The 22619-nt window shown below is 59.3% G+C and carries 26 protein-coding genes; 10 read left to right on the top strand and 16 right to left on the bottom strand.

Translation table 11 applies throughout. The features are described from left to right. Positions 1 to 63: 63 nt before the first annotated feature. Both VIN96_RS07465 and VIN96_RS07460 read left to right on the top strand, forming a co-directional pair. Positions 64 to 405 carry a helix-turn-helix transcriptional regulator gene (locus VIN96_RS07465; protein ID WP_331895091.1) on the top strand — a complete coding sequence of 114 codons (342 nt, stop codon included), beginning with the start codon at positions 64 to 66 and terminating at the stop codon, positions 403 to 405. Positions 406 to 429: 24 nt separating this feature from the next. Beyond that, positions 430 to 738, top strand: a complete 309-nt coding sequence (locus VIN96_RS07460; RefSeq protein ID WP_331895089.1) for a hypothetical protein — start codon at positions 430 to 432, stop codon at positions 736 to 738. A 2-nt stretch (positions 739 to 740) separates the two neighbouring features. Here the strand turns inward: VIN96_RS07460 and VIN96_RS07455 are convergent, their stop codons facing one another. Then, positions 741 to 2315, bottom strand: coding sequence for a CYTH and CHAD domain-containing protein (locus VIN96_RS07455; RefSeq protein WP_331895088.1), 1575 nt, complete (start codon positions 2313 to 2315; stop codon positions 741 to 743). Positions 2316 to 2617: 302 nt separating this feature from the next. Between VIN96_RS07455 and VIN96_RS07450 the strand changes: the two genes are divergently transcribed. Beyond that, positions 2618 to 3043: a bacteriohemerythrin gene (locus VIN96_RS07450; protein ID WP_331895086.1), complete on the top strand. Its 426-nt coding sequence runs from the start codon at positions 2618 to 2620 to the stop codon at positions 3041 to 3043. Positions 3044 to 3179: 136 nt separating this feature from the next. Continuing rightward, on the top strand, positions 3180 to 3467 hold the full coding sequence (locus VIN96_RS07445) for a hypothetical protein (protein WP_331895084.1): 288 nt from the start codon (positions 3180 to 3182) through the stop codon (positions 3465 to 3467). Positions 3468 to 3473: 6 nt separating this feature from the next. On the opposite strand, the gene VIN96_RS07440 is transcribed toward VIN96_RS07445, so the two are convergent. After that, positions 3474 to 3917 (bottom strand): rhodanese-like domain-containing protein, encoded by a 444-nt coding sequence (locus VIN96_RS07440; protein WP_331895083.1) that lies wholly within the window; start codon positions 3915 to 3917, stop codon positions 3474 to 3476. A 113-nt stretch (positions 3918 to 4030) separates the two neighbouring features. Here VIN96_RS07440 and trmFO point away from each other — a divergent pair, with 113 nt between their 5' ends. Next, entirely contained in the window at positions 4031 to 5413 is a 1383-nt protein-coding gene (gene trmFO / locus VIN96_RS07435) for a methylenetetrahydrofolate--tRNA-(uracil(54)-C(5))-methyltransferase (FADH(2)-oxidizing) TrmFO (RefSeq protein WP_331895082.1), read from the top strand. Beyond that, positions 5410 to 6024, top strand: a complete 615-nt coding sequence (locus VIN96_RS07430; RefSeq protein WP_331895080.1) for a glutathione S-transferase family protein — start codon at positions 5410 to 5412, stop codon at positions 6022 to 6024. The genes trmFO and VIN96_RS07430 overlap by 4 nt, the downstream gene beginning before the upstream one ends. Before the next feature lie 18 nt (positions 6025 to 6042). On the opposite strand, the gene VIN96_RS07425 is transcribed toward VIN96_RS07430, so the two are convergent. Continuing rightward, positions 6043 to 6945 (bottom strand): alpha/beta hydrolase, encoded by a 903-nt coding sequence (locus VIN96_RS07425; RefSeq protein WP_331895078.1) that lies wholly within the window; start codon positions 6943 to 6945, stop codon positions 6043 to 6045. Between the two features lie 154 nt (positions 6946 to 7099). Here VIN96_RS07425 and VIN96_RS07420 point away from each other — a divergent pair, with 154 nt between their 5' ends. Beyond that, positions 7100 to 9694, top strand: coding sequence for an ankyrin repeat domain-containing protein (locus VIN96_RS07420; RefSeq protein ID WP_331895076.1), 2595 nt, complete (start codon positions 7100 to 7102; stop codon positions 9692 to 9694). Positions 9695 to 9713: 19 nt separating this feature from the next. Here the strand turns inward: VIN96_RS07420 and VIN96_RS07415 are convergent, their stop codons facing one another. Then, positions 9714 to 10481 (bottom strand): squalene/phytoene synthase family protein, encoded by a 768-nt coding sequence (locus VIN96_RS07415; RefSeq protein WP_331895074.1) that lies wholly within the window; start codon positions 10479 to 10481, stop codon positions 9714 to 9716. A 174-nt stretch (positions 10482 to 10655) separates the two neighbouring features. On the opposite strand from VIN96_RS07415, the gene VIN96_RS07410 reads away from it, so the two are divergent. Further along, positions 10656 to 11252: a superoxide dismutase gene (locus VIN96_RS07410; protein ID WP_331895072.1), complete on the top strand. Its 597-nt coding sequence runs from the start codon at positions 10656 to 10658 to the stop codon at positions 11250 to 11252. Positions 11253 to 11318: 66 nt separating this feature from the next. Here VIN96_RS07410 and VIN96_RS07405 read toward each other — a convergent pair whose 3' ends face one another. The 10 genes from VIN96_RS07405 to yajC all read right to left on the bottom strand — a co-directional run bounded on the left by VIN96_RS07405 (position 11319) and on the right by yajC (position 19031). After that, a complete protein-coding gene (locus tag VIN96_RS07405; RefSeq protein WP_331895070.1) occupies positions 11319 to 11909 on the bottom strand; it encodes a TMEM165/GDT1 family protein in 591 nt (196 codons plus the stop codon). Positions 11910 to 12049: 140 nt separating this feature from the next. After that, positions 12050 to 12328 (bottom strand): hypothetical protein, encoded by a 279-nt coding sequence (locus VIN96_RS07400; RefSeq protein WP_331895069.1) that lies wholly within the window; start codon positions 12326 to 12328, stop codon positions 12050 to 12052. A 172-nt stretch (positions 12329 to 12500) separates the two neighbouring features. Continuing rightward, positions 12501 to 13388, bottom strand: a complete 888-nt coding sequence (gene ubiV, locus VIN96_RS07395; RefSeq protein ID WP_331895068.1) for a ubiquinone anaerobic biosynthesis protein UbiV — start codon at positions 13386 to 13388, stop codon at positions 12501 to 12503. 13 nt (positions 13389 to 13401) lie between these two features. Continuing rightward, the gene (gene ubiU / locus VIN96_RS07390; RefSeq protein ID WP_331895067.1) at positions 13402 to 14391 is read right to left on the bottom strand and encodes a ubiquinone anaerobic biosynthesis protein UbiU; all 990 of its coding nucleotides are present in this window, start codon (positions 14389 to 14391) and stop codon (positions 13402 to 13404) included. Then, positions 14388 to 15059, bottom strand: coding sequence for a ubiquinone anaerobic biosynthesis accessory factor UbiT (ubiT, locus tag VIN96_RS07385; protein WP_331895065.1), 672 nt, complete (start codon positions 15057 to 15059; stop codon positions 14388 to 14390). Before ubiT ends, ubiU begins: the two co-directional genes overlap by 4 nt. Before the next feature lie 103 nt (positions 15060 to 15162). Next, entirely contained in the window at positions 15163 to 15603 is a 441-nt protein-coding gene (locus VIN96_RS07380) for a hypothetical protein (protein ID WP_331895063.1), read from the bottom strand. A 25-nt stretch (positions 15604 to 15628) separates the two neighbouring features. Next, positions 15629 to 16000, bottom strand: coding sequence for an Mth938-like domain-containing protein (locus VIN96_RS07375; RefSeq protein WP_331895061.1), 372 nt, complete (start codon positions 15998 to 16000; stop codon positions 15629 to 15631). Positions 16001 to 16020: 20 nt separating this feature from the next. After that, entirely contained in the window at positions 16021 to 16947 is a 927-nt protein-coding gene (secF, locus tag VIN96_RS07370; RefSeq protein ID WP_331895059.1) for a protein translocase subunit SecF, read from the bottom strand. Between the two features lie 16 nt (positions 16948 to 16963). After that, positions 16964 to 18547, bottom strand: a complete 1584-nt coding sequence (gene secD, locus VIN96_RS07365; protein WP_331895057.1) for a protein translocase subunit SecD — start codon at positions 18545 to 18547, stop codon at positions 16964 to 16966. A 67-nt stretch (positions 18548 to 18614) separates the two neighbouring features. Then, positions 18615 to 19031: a preprotein translocase subunit YajC gene (gene yajC, locus VIN96_RS07360; protein ID WP_331895055.1), complete on the bottom strand. Its 417-nt coding sequence runs from the start codon at positions 19029 to 19031 to the stop codon at positions 18615 to 18617. Between the two features lie 172 nt (positions 19032 to 19203). Here yajC and VIN96_RS07355 point away from each other — a divergent pair, with 172 nt between their 5' ends. Continuing rightward, a complete protein-coding gene (locus VIN96_RS07355) occupies positions 19204 to 20061 on the top strand; it encodes an ATP-binding protein (protein ID WP_331895053.1) in 858 nt (285 codons plus the stop codon). A gap of 11 nt (positions 20062 to 20072) precedes the next feature. Here VIN96_RS07355 and VIN96_RS07350 read toward each other — a convergent pair whose 3' ends face one another. Both VIN96_RS07350 and VIN96_RS07345 read right to left on the bottom strand, forming a co-directional pair. Further along, entirely contained in the window at positions 20073 to 20609 is a 537-nt protein-coding gene (locus VIN96_RS07350; RefSeq protein WP_331895051.1) for a hypothetical protein, read from the bottom strand. Positions 20610 to 20699: 90 nt separating this feature from the next. Beyond that, on the bottom strand, positions 20700 to 21203 hold the full coding sequence (locus VIN96_RS07345) for an Lrp/AsnC family transcriptional regulator (RefSeq protein WP_331895050.1): 504 nt from the start codon (positions 21201 to 21203) through the stop codon (positions 20700 to 20702). Positions 21204 to 21380: 177 nt separating this feature from the next. Between VIN96_RS07345 and ald the strand changes: the two genes are divergently transcribed. After that, positions 21381 to 22499: an alanine dehydrogenase gene (gene ald / locus VIN96_RS07340; RefSeq protein WP_331895049.1), complete on the top strand. Its 1119-nt coding sequence runs from the start codon at positions 21381 to 21383 to the stop codon at positions 22497 to 22499. Positions 22500 to 22619: the final 120 nt, after the last annotated feature.

Genomic DNA, 22619 nt, shown 5'->3' with positions numbered 1-22619 from the left:
TAGCCTTAAGACAGCAATCACCGCTATCTAATCAACCTTTCATAGCAAAGGGGGCGACTTGGCATGGCGCAGAAAGCGATGCGTTATCTCCGTGCGTTGTCGGATCGAGAGGCTGAGTGTCTGTCCTGGGTCGCCAACGGCAAAACGTCATCGGAAGTCTCTCAAATCCTGGGCATATCCACGCGGACGGTGAACTTTCATGTGAACAACTCGATGGAAAAGCTGGATGCGATGAACCGAACGCATCTCATCGCCTTGTTCGTCAAATCGTATCTGATCGGCGCCATCGAGGAATCCACACGACACAGAAAATGCGGTACATGCCCGCTGCAATACGGCGATGTCGTCCTCGGCCCAGAAATGATCGAAATCATCTGCACAGGCATTTGCCGAAAAAAGTCATAGAATACGGACGGTTTGAAACGCACCATGGTGATCATCGATCGCACACAGTTAATGGCCTTGTTCGAGCGCATTCAAACCAACAGTTTGGACAGCGTGCTCGACCTGTGGCGACAGATCAGGGGCAAAATTTCGCCGCGCTGCGAAGACTGCGCCGTTGAACGCATCCTCGGTCGGCGTTGCTGTTGCATGTGTCTGGAATCGGCTTTGAGCGAAACCTCGCTGTGCGTCGACCTCAATGATTTCGACGACGTCCGCGTGCGCACGACCATCTCGTCGCTAAAATCCCATCGCACACGCGACTGCGCGATGTGCACCCACGGTGTGGACACCTAACCTCACCAAAAGGTCTTGGCCTTGGTGAAGTCCTTCCACGCCGAAAGCAGGTCGTCTTCGCGCAGGATTTGCGCATGCATGTACCACCCTTCGACCATGCCCGTCGCGCGGTGCAGCGCTTGACCATCCGCGCCGCCGACGCCGCCAACCAGACCGGCCATCAATCGCTCGGCAGTGGCCAGATCGTTTAAATGCCCAAGGCTTTCTTGCAAGGTCTTGAGTCCGCGTAAGTACGACCGCGTTGTCTTGGCAGGGTAGAGTTCGGCGAAAAATTCCGCCGCATAGCGGGCTTTTTTGATGGCGATGCGCAACATATGACGCTGTTCAATGGGCAGGTTCTTCAACCCCTTGCCCGCACGCAGCAGCCGGGCGTGGCGCTTGTCCAAGATGCTTTTGGCGACGTCCGTTGCCGGGGCATGTAGATGAGTAGCCGACACCGCCGGACCATCGCCACGCCACGCCGAATTGCCAACCCATAGCAAACCATCGCATAACAGCCGCGCGTATTCATGGCTGGCGATAAGGTTGTGGGCGTCGCGGTATGCTTGATCCAAGCGTCGCTCGGCGTGCGTGCGCATCACTGCAAGGGCGGTATCGTGTTCAAAACCGATTTCCACCGCCGCCAGAACCTCGTCCAAAAACACGTCCCAATCGCGCGCCGGTCCCAACGCAGAACCGGCGTCTTTCAGCCCCTGGCTCAAGCTTTCATAGCTGCCTTTGGGCAGCAGCTTTTTATAGGTGGTGATCACCGAACGCATGCGCCGCAGCGCCACGCGCATCTGATGGACCCCTTCGACGTGACAACGCGTCAACACGCAGTCCTCGTTGGCGATGAGATGTTTGAGGCCTTCCAGAACCGACGCGCGCAAGACGTCCTCGGCGCTGGCTGATTTGCTCAGTTTGGGATTGCGCGCCTTGACCCACGTCGCCCCGGCCCCGCGCGCCAGTTCCAGGCCGCGACCCGCTTTGGTGCGTTCCGACAGCCGCGCGGGCACCGCCTGCACGATCAACTGGGCGGTGTTCAACAGCTCGCGCACGTCGCCGGAGTTCAGTTCCAGTTCAAGCTCGACCAGCGGGGCTTGGGCTTCGTCCGCAAGAATATTGCCTTGGTCGATGGCGCATTCGATCACCGCACCGCCAGGGGTGCGCAGCATGCGGACTTGACGCTTGATGTCGGTGCCGTAAACGCGCACCAACTTGGTCAAGTTGATGCCTTTGAGCAACGCCATGACATCGTCGTCGCGACGCAGCAACGCTGCGTCCAAATCCGGCCCCGGGACGGGCCATTCCCATTCATGGCGGGCTAATCCGGTGCTCGACGCCAATCCGGCGTCGGCTTTCAGGCACTGCACATAGCGCCGACTTTCCTTGCGCACCCGCAAAGACAGACCGCGCGCGGCAAGCTTGGCGTCCGTTGTGTCATAATAGGACGCCCGCAACGTCTGGGAACGCGGTCGCTCGCTTTGCAGGGCTTGAAACGATGGTGTCCTGCACAATTTGCGCACATCCGCCGCGCTGAGCACGAATTTGAGCTCAACTTCCAAGTTGGACTGTTCATTCCGCGTTGCGTGTGCCATGTGCTTGCCCGCTCTGTTTTTGCCCGAACCCCGTTCGAAATTGCGTTGGTCCGTCATCGCAACCTGAGCATAACACCCATCATCAACGACAATGTGACAGTGATGTTACAGGCCTTATATTTTCTCTATTTTTTCAGCATGTTCGTTGCTTCGCAACCGTTACGACGGTTATAATGAACGGAGTACGAAAGTATTCCCCTCCCGGGCTCATTTGTTGGTCCCAACATTACCTTTTAAGCCCGACTTTCGCGCTCTTTGATCTCTCATGGGCTGGGGGGTCTCTCTTGGGCAGGAGCTAAATCATGACCTCCAAAGAACTTGAATGGTCGGATAAATTTTCCACCGATGTATCCTCCATCGACCGCCAGCATCAGGAACTGCTTTACCTTTCGCAGAAATTGCTCGAGGTGCTTTCTTCCGACACGGCCCCCCTGGCCGAAAAGCAGGCCGTGTTCCAAGATTTGGTCGAACACGCGCTAGAGCACTTCGCCTACGAAGAGCGCATCATGCAAAACATCTGCTACCCCAATCTCAGCCATCACAAACGCGAGCATGATGAACTGCGCAAGGAAATCGCGCAAATCAGTGAAAGCGTGATGAACGGTGAAGGTATCGAAGATTGGAAAGGTTTGGTCAGTCTGGTGCAAGTTTGGCTGCTGCGCCATATCGTCGCCAGCGACACGCCGATTCGCGAACACATCCATCGTGAAGACGACGAAACCTTATAATAATCATTATATATCAATGCGCTACAAGATTCACCCTGAGGGTGTGACATCCATCACACTCGCAATCCACAAAAATCTTTACAAAACGTAAAGATGACGACGCAATGTTGTCATATTGAACGGTTATGTGAAGAGCATGAACGATATTCAGTGCAACAAATCGAGCTGCTTTTATTGGGCTAAGGGCCTGTGCTCCAGCATTACGGCTGTAGATGCCATCGGCTGCGCGCAGTTTCGCGCTAAAGAGCAGATCTACAAGATCACGCCGCCGCGACGCGTCGACTTAACGCAAATCCGCAAGCACCTCGAAGAAGCGTTCAATGCCAGCAAGTCCGCTACGCAACTGCATCCGCAGACGCGGCCAATGCCTTGCGCGTCGGCCCATAACGACCTCAACGCCGATATCAGGCTGCTGGCCAGCTAACGCGGATCAGCGCTTATAAGTGACTGGATAGCCCGCGCGGTTCCAGCTGCTCATGCCGCCACCCATGATCATCAGGTTTTTGAAACCCTTCTGAAACAGAATGCGCGCCGCGCCCGGTGAACGGTTGTCGGTACGGCAGGTGACCACGATGGGGTCGTTTTTGTATGGCTCCAACTGATCGGCCAAAGCGGCCAATTTGACACTGAGCGCCGATGCATCGAGGTTCAGCGCCCCTTCAATGTGGCCCAGGTTGCCGGTGAATTCGCCCGGCGTGCGCACGTCGATGACGATCAGGTCTTCGCCCGCATCCATGCGTTTTTTCACGTCTTCGGCTTTGACAAACGGAATGCCCAGCATTTTGGCCTTGATCCGCGGCAAAAAGCGCATGAAGACGATCACGGCCACGCCGATCAGGACGAATTTGTAGGTTTCGGTCTGAAACTGCTCCACGGTGGTTCACTCCTCGTTTGACCCGTCGCGAGAGGTAGCCTTCTCCCCCCAAGCTGTCAAGAGCGCCAACGCAGGGATTGCAACGCGGAGCCGGTGAGATTAAGACATCTGCCATGACAAACGATACTCACCCCATCCATATCATCGGCGGCGGGCTCGCGGGTTCCGAAGCCGCGTGGCAAATCGCGCAAGCGGGTATTCCCGTCGTCCTGCACGAAATGCGCCCCGTCAAGACCACTCCAGCGCATCAAACCGGCGGATTGGCGGAATTGGTCTGCTCCAACTCGTTGCGCGCCGACGATCACACCGCCAACGCGGTGGGCTTGCTGCACGAAGAAATGCGCCGCCTCGGCTCTCTGATCATGCGCTGCGCCGATGAAAACCGCGTCCCTGCGGGCGGCGCGCTGGCGGTTGACCGCGAGGGTTTTTCCGCCGCCGTCGAAAAAGCACTCGGCGAGCATCCGCTGGTGACCATCACCCGCGAAGAGGTCACCGATCTGCAAAACCTGGATTGGGACAGCGTCATCGTCGCCACCGGACCGTTGACGTCCGACGCGCTGTCGCAGTCGGTCCGCGCCTTGACCGGAGCGGATCAAATGGCCTTTTTCGACGCCATCGCGCCGATCGTTTACAAAGACAGCATCGACTTTTCCAAGGCCTGGTTCCAGTCGCGCTACGACAAGGGCGACGGCAACGACTACATCAACTGCGCCATGGACAAAGAGCAGTACCACGCCTTCATCCAGGCACTGTTGGACGCCGAAAAGCAGGATTTCAAGGACTGGGAAAAAGACACCCCCTATTTCGAAGGCTGCCTGCCCATCGAAGTGATGGCCGAGCGCGGCGCCGAGACGCTCACATTTGGGCCGATGAAGCCGGTCGGACTGACCAACCCCAACGCACCGGACAAGCGTTCTTACGCCATCGTGCAACTGCGCCAAGACAACGATCTGGGCACGCTGTGGAACATGGTCGGCTTTCAAACCAAACTGACGTACGGCGAGCAAAAACGCATCTTCCGCACCATTCCCGGCCTGGAAAACGCTGAATTTGCACGCCTGGGCGGTATGCACCGCAACACCTTCATCAAAAGCCCGGAACTTCTCGACCGCACCCTGCGGCTCAAATCCAAACCAACCATCCGCTTCGCTGGGCAGATCACCGGCTGCGAAGGCTACGTCGAAAGCACCGCCATCGGGCTTCTCGCGGGACGTTTCGCCAGCCGCGAACGCTTGGATCAAGACTCCACCCCGCCGCCGAACACCACCGCGCTGGGCGCGCTGCTTGGTCACGTTACCGGCGACGCCCACGCCGAAACCTATCAGCCCATGAACATCAATTTCGGCCTGTTCCCGCCCGCAGAAATCGATGACCGCCCGCCGGAATTGCGCGGCAAGCGCTTGAAGCGCGGCGACCGCAAAAAAGCCCGCAAAGCCGCCGTGTGCGCCCGCGCGCTCACCGCCCTCGCCACCTGGATGGAGGACACCAAAGCATGATCGAGCTTTACGGACACCCGACCCAGAACGTGCTCAAAGCGAAGATCCTCATCGCCGAATTGGACCTCGAGCATCGCCTCATCGACGACCGTTTTCTCGAAGACGGTAGCGTCGAGCAAGAGCGTTTTCGCAGCGCCAGCCCCACCGGCCAAGTGCCCGGCCTGTTCGATCCCGACACCGGCGCGGCGCTGTTTGAATCGTCCGCGATCATGATTTATCTGGCGGAAAAGTGCGGTCGCTTCCTGCCCGGACCGGACCGTCCGGCGGACCGCGCCGAAACGTTGAAATGGTTGCTGTTCGAAGCCGCCAGCCTGACGCCGGCGATGCTCGACATTTACCACTACACCCTGCAAGCCGACGCGCCGCAGATCTATTCCGAAGAACGCGCACGCACCCGCACGCGGCGGGCGCTGAGCGTTCTGGAGGGCGCACTGGCCCAAGGACGGGATTATCTGGCGGGCGAATATTCCATCGCCGACATGATCTTATATCCGTGGATGACCATTATGGAAGACTTCGCCGACATCCCGCTCAGCGACTATCCGCTGCTCGAGGCGTGGACCGTACGCGTCGGCGCGCGCGAGGCGATCAAAAAAGCGGAAGCGTCCTGAACGCTTCCGCCCTTTGCTTTACTGAATAAACTCGGCAATGCGATCCGCAGCATCCTCGGCATAGAAATCGAGGAAGAAGTGGTCGGCACCGTCGATCACCGCAAGCTGGATTTTTTCGCCGTCCGCCAACGGTTCGACCGCATCGATCAAACCTGCGACCACCGTGTCCTTGGTGCCCGCAATGACCAGAACCGGCACATTGATCATCGGCAACAGGTTGGGCGTGTGGCGACGATCGTCATTGACATAGTAATCGACGATACTGTCGGCGGTGACATCCGCCCCGGGGCAGTACAACACCCCTACGCCCTTCATGAATTCAGCGCCCTTGCCCGCCGCGACCATGGCTTCGGCCTCGCCATAGACTTTGGCCAGCGGCTGTTTGTGGCTCTTTTCGAAGCTGATGGCCATGCCTTTGGCATTCCACGTCGCGGGTGCGATCAACACCACCTTGGACACCGCCGGGTCGTTTTCGCGGGCGGCGAACCATGCGGTCTGGTTGCCGCCACGCGAATGACCGGCGAGGACCACGTTGGTCGCGCCTTGACCCTTCAACCAATTCAACCACAGGCCGATTTCAACCATCGCGTCGGAATGCTTGTGGGTCGCGGGGACCTTGCAGTCGTACATGCCGGTACGGCTGTCCAAGCCGAGGCTCAGCGTCGGGGCCAGTGAACTGACGCCGCGTTCCGCCAACAGCTTTTGCAAGTTGACGATGATTTCCATCTTGTTGTGCGCCAAGGTGCCGTGAGTCAACAAAACCACGCCATCGGCCACGGTTTTGCCATCGGCCAGCTCTAAACTGGCGCCCAAGGTCAAGCCATCGGCGTTTTTGATGCTGACCTCTTGCGCGTGTGCGGCGAAGGTCGCACAGCAGACCGCCACAGCAGCAACGAGGCCTGTTTTCAAAGTCTTAAACATCTTTTGTCATCCTCCCGCACAGGGCTGTTGGTATTTTTTTAGGGGCCCTGTCATTCACACCGTGGTATAGCATTTTCAGGAATTCGGCAAACATTGTAGCCGCAAAATCAAAGGCCGTATCCCACCACTTGAGGCAAGGGTATAATCGGGACAGATGCCCCGCACGACGAAGACACCCAGAACTTATCCACCCCGCGCACGGCATCGCACGCGGGTCGGTGGTTTGTTGTGCGCCGTATCCGTGCTTGTGTTGGGGCCGTCCGTGCTGTCGACGCATGGACCGTCCGCGTTGAGCTTCGTCGCTCAAGCCCACGCTCAGCAGCTTCCCGACGCGGCCACCGAAGAGCTGTTTTTGGCCGTCGACAGCAACGACCTGGACGGCGTGCGCGCCGCCATTGGAAAAGGCGCAGACGTCGAAGCGCGCGACTTTTCCGGCACTCAACCCGTCGATATGGCTATCGATCGCGGCTATTTCGACATTGCCCACTATCTGATTTCCGTGCGTAACGCCGCGCAAGCGAAGCAAAGCGGACTGCCCGCCCAACCGACGCCCACCGTCGAGGAATTGGCCCAATCGCAAAGCCCGGTTGTAAGCGCGCCGGACGCTCCGAGCACAGCGATGAATTCGATGGAAGATGCCAACCCGTTCGACATCGCCACGCTGCCGCCGGAACAACCGTCACCTCAAGCGGAAGCTCCCGTCGATCCGCTGCTGGAGGACCTCCCCCCAGCCGCCCCCCAAGTATCTGACGCCCCCATTGCCGTGGAACCCGACCCGTTCGCCGTGTCGCAACCCAGCGACAACCTGGCCGAACCCAACGTCAAGGCGACGCCGCAGATTCCCGACAGCCCCTATAAGAGCGCGATGCAAATCAATCCCGACCCGGCGTTTGGATCGATGCCTGAAGTTGCACCCGAAACGGCCCCAGAAGCTACACCTGAAACGCCACCCGAGCCCGCCCCCATCGTCCAAGTCATGTCCGAGCCGCCAGCATCGCCCTCGCCGGCCATCGACGTGGTCACACCTGAACCCACCAAGGAAGAAACGGCCAAGGAAAACGCCAAACCCTCCGCGGCGAAGACCTTCATCACCACCTTTTTCGACTTTTTCAAACCGCCCAACGTCACCGGCGTGGTCCGCCGGGAACACGATCGCGCGCAAACGAACGGCAGCGTTTCCGAAGAAGAGTTGGCCAATCAACTGCACCAAATCGAGGCAGAACGCGGCGACGCCGTGATCAAAGGTCCAGAAGTACCGATCTCGCCGGAAGAACTGGCCAAGCAATTGCCGCCGTCGCCGGATCTTGGCGAACTGACAGACGAGGAATTGGCTGCGCTTCAGGTCGAGACTCCTGCCTTGCCGCCTTATGCGGTCGGCTCCCCTCCGCCCGCAACCGGTGCTCCCGCTGCCGGCGGCGGCGATGCCTTCGGCGACTTGCAAATCGACGACGCCACACTCGATGACGAGCAGCCTCTGGAAGGCTTGCCTCCGGCTGCCGCACCGAAACAACCCGCATCGAGCGGCACCGCCGCGCCCCCCCCCGCACCCGATTTCAAGGAAGCGCCAGGCGTGCCGGGTAAGCGTTACGACCCCACAAAACCGTTCGGCGGCGGTGTGGACCCCGACGTGCTGGCTTGGTTGGGGCTTGACCCCCGCACCGCCCTTGTCATCAAAGACGGCGAGGTCAAAATCAAAGACCCTGAAATCGCGCTCAAGGCCGCCCCAGGTACCCCCGCACCTGCGCCGAGCGCTCCCGCAGCCGAAGACCCGTTCGCGGATCCGTTTGCGGCCATGCCAGAAGATACCACCAAAGCACCGGCTGTTTCGGATTTGCTCGAAGGCCTGGGCGACGCCCAAGAGGTCGCCAGCAAAGAGCCCAAAAGCCCGCCGTCGCCCGAAGGCATAGCCGACGATCCGTTCGCCGCACCGCCGTCTCAAGGCGCTCCAGACGATCCGTTTTCGTCTCCTCCACCACCGACAGGGGGAGATGTAGACGAACTCGCCGGGTTGCTCGAAAGCACCCAGGAAAGCGTCAGCGGCACAAAAGGCTGGGACGTCACCAAAGTCGAAGGCGCGGACCTGCCCAGCGAGGCAGTGGTGCTCAGCGAGATCGAACCCAGCGGTCAAGTTCTCGATGGGGTGGAACTGGCGCTCGGCTCCGACACCAAGGTCGGGCAAGAAGTCGGCGAGGATCGCCTCAAACTTCTGGATCAAGAAAGCATCCACAAACCGTGCATTTCTAAAGGCGGCACCGAGACGGTTTTTTGCATCGACACGGTCAGTTGGCCGTTCGAGCTGGAAGAGTATTTCCTGGTCGACACCATCATGTATCAGGGCACCCGCGCGGTGGCGCGCTATGACGCCGGTCGAGCGACCAACTTTCACAGTCTCTTTCGCAGCGAAGCGTTTGAACACGTCATTGGCTATTACACCAAACGTTACGGCCCGCCCACCGAGATGATCGAACGCGCCATCGCGCCGCTGGCCGCGCCGCGCCAAGCAAACCCGACCTATCTGTGGCAAAGCCGCGAGCCGGGCACGGACACCGTCGTAACCCTGGAAATTCGCAAATTCGACGACGCTCTGTCCGGCTTTCCGGATACCAATCGCGGCGCACTGCTGCTGTATCGAAGCCATGCCAAGCCGATCTTCCCGCAACTGTCCCAGTTGGAGCTGATGGTGCTGAAAGCCGACGCGCCAATTGCGGTCGAATCGACCGCGCCGACGCCCGGCGATGTGTGGAATTAACCCGCCTGCGAAACCGCTTTTAATAGCGCCCGGAAAGTTTACCCAACCAAATGGATGCCACCGCGCCCACGCCTGCGGGTGGCTCTTCGATCAAGGCTGGGTCCCAGTTCTGCTTTTGCAGCCGCGACAGATGGCGGTCCGCCAAACGCCCCACCAACACGGCGGGCAGCGCGGCTTTCGGCACGGTATTTTGACGCGCATCGCTCAGCATCCGTTGCGCGCATTCCAGCACCTCGCGAACCGTGGTGTCGGCGGGCAACATGTCACGGCGATGCGCGGTGCGATAAGGCAACGCCCGCATCACGCCGATCAGCGCCCACGCCGCGCCGACATCGCGTGCAATGGTGAGCACAGCGTCATCCGTAATGCCCAAAACATCCAACATCAGCCCGTGCAGCGCCCCGCTGGTGGCGTATGCATATGCACGAAGTTCGTTTAAGGAGGCGGGTTTTTCAGGTTCCAGGTCAAAATTGCGTGCCTCGATCAAGGCCCGCAACGATTTCGATGGGTCCTGAAGCGCGCCACCTGTTTCGGCGAGCGCGCGGGCGACGGGATGGGACGGCGGGCGGCCTTGCAAAATGCCCGGCACCACGTCGATCCACCATTGCAGCTTGATTTTGCCCAACATCGGTTCGGATGCCGTCTGGCCGATGCGCGCCAGTTCCTGATTGAACGCGATCAGCGCCATCAGACCGGCGCGCTTGTCATGCGGCGCGGCCAGCGCGCACAAATAGCGTTCGCGATCCTGACGGCTCAGTTCAAGCACGGAAAAATCGGATGGGGGCATCTATTTTTTTCACCCAATTGAGGGACGATTTGCGCTTATTGTAGGGTAAATGCCCGTTGATGCGGAAAAATTCGCTTGTTACCCATTGTTCGTTTGAAATTCCTGACGAAGCCCCTATGTTTTGGGCAATCGTTTAGAACTGTTTCAATCATAGCTAACTTAATGAGGTCTAAAATGGCTTTTGAACTTCCCGCCCTTCCCTACGCCAAGGATGCCCTGGAGCCGCATATCTCCGCCAACACGTTCGACTTCCACCATGGCAAGCACCACAACACCTACGTTGTGAACTTGAACAACATGGTTGCTGACACGGACATGGCGAGCATGTCTCTGGAAGAGATCATGAAAGCGACCGCAGGCGACGCGTCCAAGGCCGGCATCTTCAACAACGCCGCACAGGTCTGGAATCACACCTTCTTCTGGAACTCCATGAGCCCCAACGGCGGCGGCGAGCCCACCGGCGCGATCGCCGACGCGATCAACGCGTCGTTCGGTTCCTACGCTGAATTCAAAGAAGCCTTCAAAACCGCCGGCATGACCCAGTTCGGCAGCGGCTGGGCCTGGTTAGTGAAAAAAGGCGACAAGCTTGAAATCGTCAAAACGCCGAACGCCGAATGCCCGCTGACCGGCGGCGCGACCCCGATCATCACCTGCGATGTGTGGGAACACGCCTACTACCTCGATTACCAGAACCGCCGTCCGGACTTCCTGGAAGCGTTCTTGAACAACCTGGTCAACTGGGACTTCGCCAACGCCAACTTCGCTGGCTAAGCGTATCTCTCTGCACCATTGAAAAGGCTCGAAGGGCAACCTTCGAGCTTTTTTTTGTGCATCCGCCTACGGGTTCAGACCCAACGCCCGCGCGCCGGCGAGAATCGCAAACAACAAAAACAGCGCCGCCCCCAAACGATGCAACCAAAACAGCGGCAAGCGCTGCAACACAGTGCGCCCCGCCCACACGCCCAACGCAGACACCGTCACCAATGCTGCCGTCGCACCGATCCACACCGACAACGGCGCTAGGCTGCCCGCCAACCCGGCCACCGCGATCTGGGTCTTGTCGCCGAATTCGGCCACGAAAATCAGCAGCAAGGTGGTGACGAAAATGCCGTAGCCCGGTTTTTCCACCACATCGCCATCGTCGTCGTCGTCCTTTTGCAAAAAGGCGTGCACGGCGAACGCAAAGAACAAAATTGCCACAATCGTTGCGGCGACCGGTTGCGGCAACCACGCGGCGGCGGCGGCGCCGAAAACGACGGCCAACACATTGAGCAACGAAAACGCCAGCGCCGCGCCCAATATCACCGGCCAATGGCGATGGCGCGACGCCAGCGTCATGCACACGAGTTGGCTTTTATCGCCAATTTCGGCAAGCGCGATGAGGGCGAAGGTGGACGAGGATGCGGCAAGGGTTTCGGATGCGATCATGATGGTCCGTGTCTAGCCGAAAACAGCGAGCCAACCAAGCGGCAAAACCGGGACAAAAAAGAGGGAGGCTTGCGCCTCCCTCAAGTTGGGTCGGACCTTGCGGTCCCAAAGTCTGTCTGTCGTCGAACGGAAAGGTGCGTTTAGTTGCCGCCGTGCACCAAAACGCCATCGGTGATGATCACCGTGTCGTCCGCAGCCGCGGCGACTTTTTCGCCTTCGGGCAAAGAGATTTCGCAACCGTCGCACACGCCCATGTTTTCGCTTTCCGCAGCGATGTCCAGGGTGGTGGTACCGTCGGCGGTGGTCAAGGTCACCGTGTAACCGACCGTATCTTGGTTGAAAAGGTCGGTCGCACCGGCGGCCAACGGCATCACGGCCACAGCGCTGATTACGGCGGCCACGGCGAATGAATACTTCATGATTTGTCTCCAATATCACGGCCACTATGGCGCGTGAGGCGAGCAAATTGCGCCTTGGCGATTAAGTTTTCAAATGAATTTATCAGATCGATAATATTGAAGATTCGAATTAGATATTTGCTCGAAATCAACCCGTTCGCGTGCTGAAAAGGGAGTTTAAAACGGCTTCGGTCTACACGAAATCGACGCCCTTGGCGCCGTGAAAATAGCCGTTGGAAAAGGCCACATCGCCCATCAACGCGGTCAATTTCTCATCGGCCTCATCGGACGTGAGCGCACGGTCGAGAATGTGACGGTACACTTCTGCCACCGCCACCATGTCGACGGTGTGCGGCGACAGGCGGAAATGATGGATGCCGAGGTTTTGCAACTCGGCCAACTCGGCGCTCAAGTTCTGATAACTGTACGACATCGTCTGCACGCCGTTGACGGCCAGGAACGGCTCGTGGTCCAAGGTGTCGACCTCCAGGCCGTCGGGATCTTGCTCACAGACGAATTGGCAGTTGTCTTTGTGCAGCATGTGCGCGCGGGCGTGATAACAGCGCGCCGAAATGGCCAGCGGCAGGCGTCCGAACACCTGCACCTCCAACTCTGCGGTCGTGTCGGCAGCCAACGCTGCCAGCGCCGTGCGGTTCAATTCCACCGGCAGGCACACCCGCGTCGCGCCGCGCTCGGTGAAGTATTTGAGCGTGCCTTCGTTGTAGATGTTGACGTAAGGCCCGATGGCGTGGGGACGCCCCGCCAACAGCGCGCACGCCGACACGTCGTTGGCCTCGACCATGAGGTCGGCATCACCGGCGGTGTCGCGCAGTTCGTTCATTTCCCGCCCGTTCATGATCAGCGCCAAGGTCGATACGATCACCTCCTTGCCCGCGCCTTGCAGACGTTCGATCACATCCACCATATGCGGGGCGTAGAACGGTGCGCGTTTGGAACACACCGCCTCGCCGACATAGACGGTGTCGACATCTGCCTCGTCGGCGATGCGATAGTAAAAATCGCGCCACCTATCGGGCTTCCAATTGAACAGCACCGGACCGAGGGTGAGTTTCGCGTTCATGCCCCTGCCCCTCTCATCGCCAGGTTTTGTCATAAGCGCCGGACGTCTTGGCCTGACCTTCGGTGATCGCTTCCAAGCCCAGCGCCGGGGGCGTTTCGCCCGCCGCGACCGCGTCGGCGGCGCGGCGAAACGCAGCCACCACTTGGGCGACATAGGCGCGGCCGCGCTGACGGCCTTCGATCTTCAGTGCCGTGACCCCGGCGGCTGACAGTTCCGGCAGCATCGACGCGGCGTTCAGGCTGGTCGGCTCTTCAAACAGATAAGACGCCTTGCCATCGGCGACGAAACGCCCCTTGCACAAGGTCGGATAGCCCGCCGCCTCGTTTGGCGCAAACGCGTTGATGGTAAAATCGCCGAGCTTGGAGACCATGCGGTCACCCTCGTCCTCGTAGCGCACGTGACTGGCGGGCGAACACACGCCGTTGATGTTGGGCGATTGCCCGGTGGCATAGGACGACAGCTGACAGCGGCCTTCCGCCATCACGCACAGGCCGCCGAACACGAACACCTCCGTTTCCACATTGATGTGCGCGTTCAACGTTTTGATTTCGGGCACGCTTAAAACGCGCGGCAACACCACCCGTTTGACATCGAACGCGTCGACGTAAAAGTTGATCGAGTCGGGATTGGATGCCGACGCCTGCACCGACAGATGACGACGCAAAGCGGGATGATGTGTCGCGGCGTAATCCAACAAGCCGATGTCGGCGAGGATCACGCAATCGACGCCTAGCGCCGCCGCGTCATCCACGGCCTTGCGCCAGGGACCGGGATTGCCAGTCTCGGGAAAGGTGTTGACGGCGAGAAACACTTGGCAGTCTTGCGCATGGGCGAAATCCAAGCCCTGTTCCAACTCATTGCGGCTGAAATTCAGGCCGGGAAAGTTGCGCGCGTTGGTTTCGTCGCGAAAGCCCAGGTACACCGCGTCCGCGCCGTTTTCCACGGCGGCGTGCAACGAGGCCGGGGTGCCCGCCGGACAGACCAGTTCCAACACTTTGCTCATGTGCGCGCCGCCCGTTGTCTTTGTCGCGATGCGGACTGTACGGAACCCGCCAATCTGGCTTCCAGTTCGCGGATCTTCGCCGCCTGCACATCGACGCGGCGTTGGGTCGGCGCAACCAAGGCGCCGTGTAAAATCGCGAGATCGTCCGCCGCGCGGCGAAACAGCCCTTGACCGAAACGCGCCAGACCGCGTACCGGCCGCGCCAACGGACCGAACGCGGCGGTCAGCTCGGCGACCAGATCGACCTCGACCCCGTCCACCGCGTTGCGCAATGCCACCACCGCTTCGGTGTCGCCTTCGATCACCAGGTCGCGCGAAAAAAACAACGCGTCGCCGTCGATGTTGCCTTCCAGCAAGTCGATCAACGTCAGCAGCGGGCCGCGGATGGTGGCGCGCACCTCGGTCCCCTCGCCCGACTTCACGGCCTTGACGCGCGGTTTGTCGGCATCGGTCGTGAGGATGAACGCCAGCGGCAAATCGACCGGATCGATCAGATAGACCGGTGCGCCCAACTGCGACAATCGTTCGAACAAACCGGGATGGCTGCGCGCGATGGCCGCCATCGCCGAATTCAACGCCGGTTGCAACAAGCTTGGCGGCAAGGGGCGGGCAAACAGGCCGCCGATCAGAACCGGTGAAAATGGCGGGGTCGGTGCAGAAGAGAACATCGCGGCCTACCTTAGAACCATACTAATTCAACACTATTTGTGTGTAAATTATACATGGGCTCAAGGCTCAAGCAAGACGAAAGCAGGTCTTCATGCTGATAGGTTAGTTTTTAGCGACGACTTTGTAGGTGGCGTGACATCCCGTGCAGTTGGACATCAACGTGCCGAGGTTTTCCAATACCCCTTCGGGTCCGAATTCGGCGGCTTGTGCCAGTTCTTCAAAGGCCATGTGCGTACCGCGTGCCATTTGGCGAAATTCCAACGGCAACACTTGGCCCATGCCCATGGCCGCGCCGCCGCCTTGGCCCATACGCATGGAATGCCCGGCCTCGGCCACCGCCGCCATGTCGTTTTCGGCCATGGCCAGCACGATGTCTTGAACGACGACCAGGAACTGGCGCATTTCAGCCATCATGAAATCGCGCTGTTCGGCGCTGACGACGATCTCTTGGCGGTCGTCCTCGGCCCTGGCGGACGAAGCGCCGCTCACAGATGCAACCAACAAAGCTGCGGCAAATGTCAGGGAAAGTCCGATTGTCTTCATCGCTGTACACCTTTGTGGAAAAAGCTCATTCGACCGCGATCAGCGCCGCCGCGACGGCGCGCTCTTCGATGGCGAGCACGTTGTAAGTCCGGCATGCCGCCGCCGTGTCCATCCATTCCAGCACCACGCCATGCGCGCGTAAATCTTGGCGTAACGCCTCATCTGGCAATGCGAACGTGGGACCGCAACCGATCACCAGAATTTCCGGCTTGGCGGGATGGTCGATCACCGCCTGCAGGGCTTCCAGGCTCAACACCCCCGACCATGGCTGCGTGCGGTCGAGAAACACCAGCACCGATCCGTCATGAGCGACGCCGCTGACGTTGAAGCCGCCCTCGCCGTACGCCTTGACGATCTGGCGGCCCTTGGGAACGTCCGGGGTGATGTCCAGCGACACGCGTGCGGCTCCTCAATCGATCACGATTGCTGTTCGGCGGTTTCTTCTTCTTCCATGGTGCGCCGTTGCACGCCCATGTGCAGCAACAGCGGCACCGCCAAGCAGACCGAGGAATAGGTACCGATCACCACGCCCCAGATCATCGCGAAGGCGAAGTCGCGAATGATTTCGCCGCCGAGGAAGTAGAGCGCGATCAACGCAAGCAGCGTGGTCAACGAGGTCATCACCGTGCGCGACAAGGTCTCGTTGGCGCTCTGGTTGAGCAGTTCGTCCATGGGCTTGGTTTTGTATTTGCGCAGATTTTCGCGCACCCGGTCGAACACCACCACGGTGTCGTTGATCGAATAACCCGCGATGGTCAGCACCGCCGCCACTGTGGCGAGGTTGAATTCGTGCTGGATCAGCGAGAACACGCCAATAGTGGTGATAACGTCATGGCTCAACGCAATCACCGCACCGAGACCGAACTGCCATTCGAAGCGGAACCAGATGTATACCAAGATTGCCAAAATCGCGGAAACCACCGCGTACATGCCGTTCCAAAACAGTTCGTCGGACACCTTCGGCCCGACCAGTTCGGTGCGCCGGTACTCAATCCCGTCGCCCAGTGCGACCTTGACCGCGTTGACCGCCGCTTGATTGGCTTTCTCGCCGCCTTCTTGGGCCGGAATACGGATCAAGATGTCGTCGGGCGCGCCGAATTCCTGCAATTCGATCGATCCCAGATCGAGCTGATTGAGCTTAGAACGCATTTCGCCGATCTGGTTGGGTGCGGGCGTGCGGACCTCGATCATGATACCGCCGGTGAAGTCGATGCCGTAGCTCAGGCCCTTAGTGAAGAACAATCCAATCGATGCCGCCACCAAAAGCGCGGAAAAGGCGAAGAAGATCATCCGCTTGCTGACGAAGCCGAAATTCGGATGTTCGGGGAGAAGCTTAATGCGCATGAGAGTGTCCTTCTCCTCAAACGATCAGTGTTGTCGGCCGGGTGCGGCGCAACCAGATCGAAACCAAAATACGCGTCACCCAAATGGCGGTGAACATCGACGACATGATGCCAAACGCCAATGTGACGGCGAAGCCCTGAACCGGGCCGGAACCGAACGCGAACAGCAACGCCGCCGCGATCAAGGTGGTGATATTGGCATCCATGATGGTGCCGAACGCACGCTTGTAGCCAGCATCGACCGCCGACATCACCCCGCGTCCGGTGCGCAGTTCTTCGCGAATGCGCTCGAACACCAGCACGTTGGCGTCCACCGCCATACCGATGGTCAACACGATACCGGCGATGCCCGGCAGCGTCAGCGTCGCGCCGAAGGCCGACAGCAACGCGACGATCAACACCATGTTCATGGCCAGCGCAATGTTGGCGAACACGCCCAAGCGGCCATAATAAATGATCATAAAGGCAACCACCAACACCAAGCCGACGATCGAAGCGATCTTGCCTGCTTCGACGCTGTCCGCCCCAAGGCCGGGTCCGACCGAGCGTTCTTCCAAAACCGTCAACGGCGCAGGCAATGCGCCGGCGCTGAGCAGCAAAGACAGTTCCTTGGCGCTTTCGGTGGTGAACGATCCGCTGGTGATCTGGCCGGACCCGCCGGGGATGATGCCCTGAATGGTCGGCGCGCTGATGACCTTTTTGTCCAGAACGATGGCGAACGGCTTACCGAGGTTTTGGCGGGTAATGTCGGCGAATTTCTTACCGCCCACCGCGTCCAGGCGGAAATTCACCGCAGGCCGGTTGCCTTGATCAAAGCCCAACGACGCGCTGACCAAGGTATCGCCGCTGACGGCGACGCGCTTTTTCAGCAAATACATGCGCGGCTTGCCCAAGGAGTCGTATTCATCGACGGACGGCAGCAACATCGAACCCGGCGGCACCCGGCCTGCCATCGCATCGGCGAGCGAGCCTTTGTCGTCCAACAGGTGGAACGTCAGCTTCGCCGTTTGGCCCAACAGCTTCTTCAGCTTTTCCGGATCGTCCTCGCCGGGAACCTGCAACAAGATGCGGTCGTCGCCCTGGCGGGTGATGGTCGGTTCCTTGATGCCTTGCGGGTCGACGCGGCGGCGCACGATTTCGATGGATTGTTCCACCGCCGCGACGCGCCGTTCCTTGAGCGCCTGCTCGGTCAAGTTCATGACGATGTGACCGCTATCGCCAAGGTTGGTTTCAAAGCCGACATCGAGCTTGCGGATGATGTCGTAGGCCTTTTCGGCCTCGGCCGCATTCTTGATGGTGACGTTGACGCCAGTTGCGCTCGCGCCCAGGCCGCCGTAAAGGATGCGTTCCTTGCGCAGTTCGGTGCGAATGGCGTCGACCAGCGATTCCAGGCGTTCCTTGACCACCACGCCGACTTCGACCTCCAACAACAAATGCGAACCGCCTTGCAAATCGAGGCCGAGGTTGATCTGGCTCTTGGGCAAGAAGTCGGGCAGCGCGCCCGCCGTGTCGCTGTTGAGCAGGTTGGGCGCCGCAAACGCAAAGCCCAGCGCACACAGAATGCCGACCACGGCAAGCTTCCAGGTTTCGATCTTGAGCATGACAGGCTTTCTATTGTGGTGAGTTTAAGTCGGAAACGATGGTGGGTTCGTTAAACCGCCGGAGGCCTCAACCGCCAAGCAGCTTTTTCAGACCGCTGCTTTTGCCTTTTCCGTTGCCACCTTCGGGTGCATCGTCGTTGTCGGACGTGTGATCGGCCTTGTCGGCGGGCTCGGTCTTGGCCATCACCGTGGTAATGGTGTCGCGCACCACGGTGACGCGGATGCCGTCGGCGATTTCGACCTGAACTTCGCTGTCGCTTTTGACCTTGGTCACGGTGCCGATGATGCCGCCGCCGGTAACCACCCGGTCACCGCGCCGCACTGCCGCCAGCATTTCCTTTTGCATCTTCATCTTTTTTTGCTGCGGACGGATCAGCAGGAAATAAAAGACCACGAAGATCAGCAGCAAGGGCATGATCTGAGCAAACAAGTCGCCACCGGGAGCGGCACCTGCGGTTTGGGCGAAGGCGGGCGAAATCAGCATTGGAAACTCCTAAAGACCCCGCCGGACGCCGGAATGGCGCGCACAAGCACGGTCATATAAAAAAGACTGCGGAATATATAGCCGTATCGGCCTTATATGCAAACTGTGAAAGGCTTTTTTAGGGCATCGTCGCCATTGACGGCACGGTTTTCGCCAATTACCGTCCCTGCCCATGACAAACCAGAACTATATCCCCGTTTTGGAGCGCATCGCCGACGCCTTGGAGCGCTTGGCCCCCGCGCCCCGCGCCGCCCAGGATCTCAACGCCGCCGACGCCTACGTCTGGCATGCCGACGGCGAGCGCCTAGCCCCGGTCGAACGCGTCAACCGCGTCGATTTCTCGTTGCTCAAAGGCATCGAATCCCAGGCCGAGACGCTGTTGCAGAATACCCGCCAGTTCGCCACCGGCAGCCCCGCCAACAACGCCTTGCTGTGGGGCGCACGCGGTACCGGCAAAAGCTCGCTGGTCAAAGCCGTGCATGCCGAAATCAACCGTGACGCGACCAACCCGCTGTTGTTGGTGGAAATTCATCGCGAAGACATCCCCACCCTACCGCGCTTGCTGGAAATTCTGCGTGTGTCAGCTCGCCGCACGGTGATCTTTTGCGACGATCTGTCGTTCGATTCCGATGACGCGGAATACAAGTCGCTGAAAGCCGTGCTCGACGGCGGTATCGAAGGCCGCCCCGACAATGTGATTTTCTACGCCACATCCAACCGCCGCCACCTGATGGCCCGCGACATGATCGAAAACGAACGCTCGACGGCGATCAATCCATCCGAGTCGGTGGAAGAAAAGGTCTCCCTTTCCGACCGTTTCGGCCTCTGGCTGGGGTTCCACAACTTGGTCCAAGCGATCTATTTCGAGATTTGCGAAGGCTACGCGGCGCATTACAAGCTCGATATCGGCACCGAAGAGCTGCGCGCCGCCGCACTGGAATGGTCCATGACCCGCGGGGCCCGCTCCGGCCGCGTGGCATGGCAATTCATCCAAGACCTTGCCGGCAAACAGGGCAAAAGCTTGGATTAGGGCTTAAACGTTCAATTTCCGCTGTATGAGCGCGAATACGACGGCTTTTTCATCAGCACCGACTGCTTGATGGCGATGTTCGCCACCACCGCGCCCAAAACGACCACCGCCATCATGAACATCAACAACGTGTAGCGATGCGCGTTACCTTCGCGGCGCGACTTCGCGTTGCGGATTTTTCGGTACAGGGTAGAGAACTGCTGCTCGATCTTGTCGATGCGCGCGAACTCGTTGAACTGCCAAAATTGATACATCAACAGTACAAAAATCACCCCGCACGTCAGCAAAATGGTCAGGGCCGAAAGAAGATTGGCGAACGTTTTATCGGCCGGAATAGACACAGCAATGGCGATGCACGCACCAAAAACCAGCAACGATGCCCCGACCGAACGCCACTGAATATTTTTGGCGAACAGCACCGCCGTCGATGCCTCTTCGTGCATGAGGCGCAGTTCTTGATGGGTCATTTCGTCCAAATCGGATGGGCGGTTGTCAAAGGGCTCTTCCGCGGGGCCTGCGTCATCGGGTTCTTTGGTGTCTTTGGCCATGATGAAAACTCCACTCAAAAACATCAAAATGAGAGCACTGCAACCGGAAGCATATCATACCGAGCACACTTCAGGGGATCGTAATTCTTTTCATACACTTATGGTCTTTGGTTCGGTTTCCAAGACGAAACCGCGTTTTTTGCACACCGTGCGCATGGCGAAGATCGAGCGAATGCGCGCCACCCCCGGCAAGCGCGAGAAATACGATTTGTGGATGCGTTCGTAATCTTCCGCCGACGACACCGCGACGCGCACCAGGTAATCCGCCTCGCCGGCCATCAAATAGCATTCCATCACGTCGGGGATTTTGGCGATGGCAAGTTCGAACGCGTCCAAAACGGCCTCGCTCTGGCTCGACAGGGTGATTTCGATAAAGATGTTCGACGACCGCCCCACCTTGGCCGGATTCAAAAGCGCGACGTAACCGTTGATCACACCGCTATCTTCCAAGCGTCGCACCCGGCGCAAGCACGCCGACGGCGACAAGTTCACTTTTTCGGCCAAATCCTGGTTGGTGATGCGCCCGTCGCTCTGCAGCGCATCGAGCAAGCGCATATCCGTGGAATCGAGGCCCAGAAAATTTTGGGGGGTCATTGCACACATCTTTCTAATATTCGCAAATTATTGCGTCATGAAACAATTAAGTCGAATTATCTTCATAATAATCGAAAAAATGGCGCATCTTTGCAAGCACATTTCTCAGCTTCGCGCATATCCTGGTTACAGATTTAACGGACATGCCTGTATGGCTAACCCAGGGAGTTGCTTAGAATGTTGATCGGTGTTCCGAAAGAGATCAAAAACCACGAATATCGCGTCGGCCTGACGCCGGACAGCGTTCGTGAGTTCGTCAACCGCGGCCACAGCGCCATCGTCGAAACCAATGCCGGTATCGGCATCGGCTGCCCCGACGCACTGTACGAAGCCGCCGGCGCAACCATCGTCGGCACCGCCAAGGAAGTCTTCGATCGCGCCGACATGGTGGTGAAGGTTAAAGAACCCCAGGCCGTCGAACGCAAGATGCTGCGCGAAGACCAGATCCTGTTCACCTATCTGCACCTGGCGCCGGACGCCGAGCAGACCCGCGATCTGGTCGACAGCGGCGCGGTGTGCGTGGCTTATGAAACCGTCACCAGCGCAGCGGGCGGCCTGCCCTTGCTGGCGCCGATGTCCCAGGTTGCCGGTCGCATGTCGATCCAGGCCGGTGCACATGCGTTGGAAAAAGCCCACGGCGGCGCGGGCATGCTGCTCGGCGGCGTTCCGGGCGTGGCTCCGGCCAAAGTCGCCATCATCGGTGGCGGCGTGGTTGGCGAAAACGCCATCCAGATGGCGCTCGGCATGGGTGCCGACGTCACGGTCCTGGACCGCAACGTCGACGTTCTCGACCGCCTGAACGGCCGCTTCGGCCCGGCGTTGAAGACGCTCTACTCCTCCGCCTCCGCTTTGGAAGCCACGGTTCTGGATTCCGACCTGGTGGTCGGCGGCGTGCTGATCAAGGGTGCGGCCGCACCGAAGCTGGTCACCGCCGAAATGGTCAAGGCCATGCGCCCCGGCTCCGTGCTTGCCGACGTCGCCATCGATCAAGGCGGCTGCTTTGAAACCTCGCACGCCACCACCCACGCCGACCCGACCTACGTCGTCGACGACGTCGTGCACTACTGCGTCGCCAACATGCCCGGCGCGGTGCCGCGCACCTCGACCTTCGCCCTCAACAACGCCACCTTGCCGTTCGGCCTGGAACTGGCGTCCAAGGGCTACCGTCAGGCGTTGCTGGACAACCCGCACCTGCTGGAAGGCCTCAACGTCTACCACGGCCAGATCACTTACAAAGCCGTGGCCGAAGACCAAGGCTACGATTTCGTCGATCCCGCAAAGGCGCTGGCAGCTTAAGACAGACTCCTCGCGCCCAACTGAAAAGGCGAAGCTTTCGGGCTTCGCCTTTTTTTTTCGTGCCTATCTCGCAACCGAGAGCGATTGCCAACACCCACTCCATGAAAGGTCGCCTGATCG

This window comes from Magnetovibrio sp. (assembly GCF_036568125.1).
Classification (GTDB): domain Bacteria; phylum Pseudomonadota; class Alphaproteobacteria; order Rhodospirillales; family Magnetovibrionaceae; genus Magnetovibrio.
Note: the sequence above shows the minus strand (reverse complement) of the source record. Positions and strands in the feature narration are given on the sequence as shown.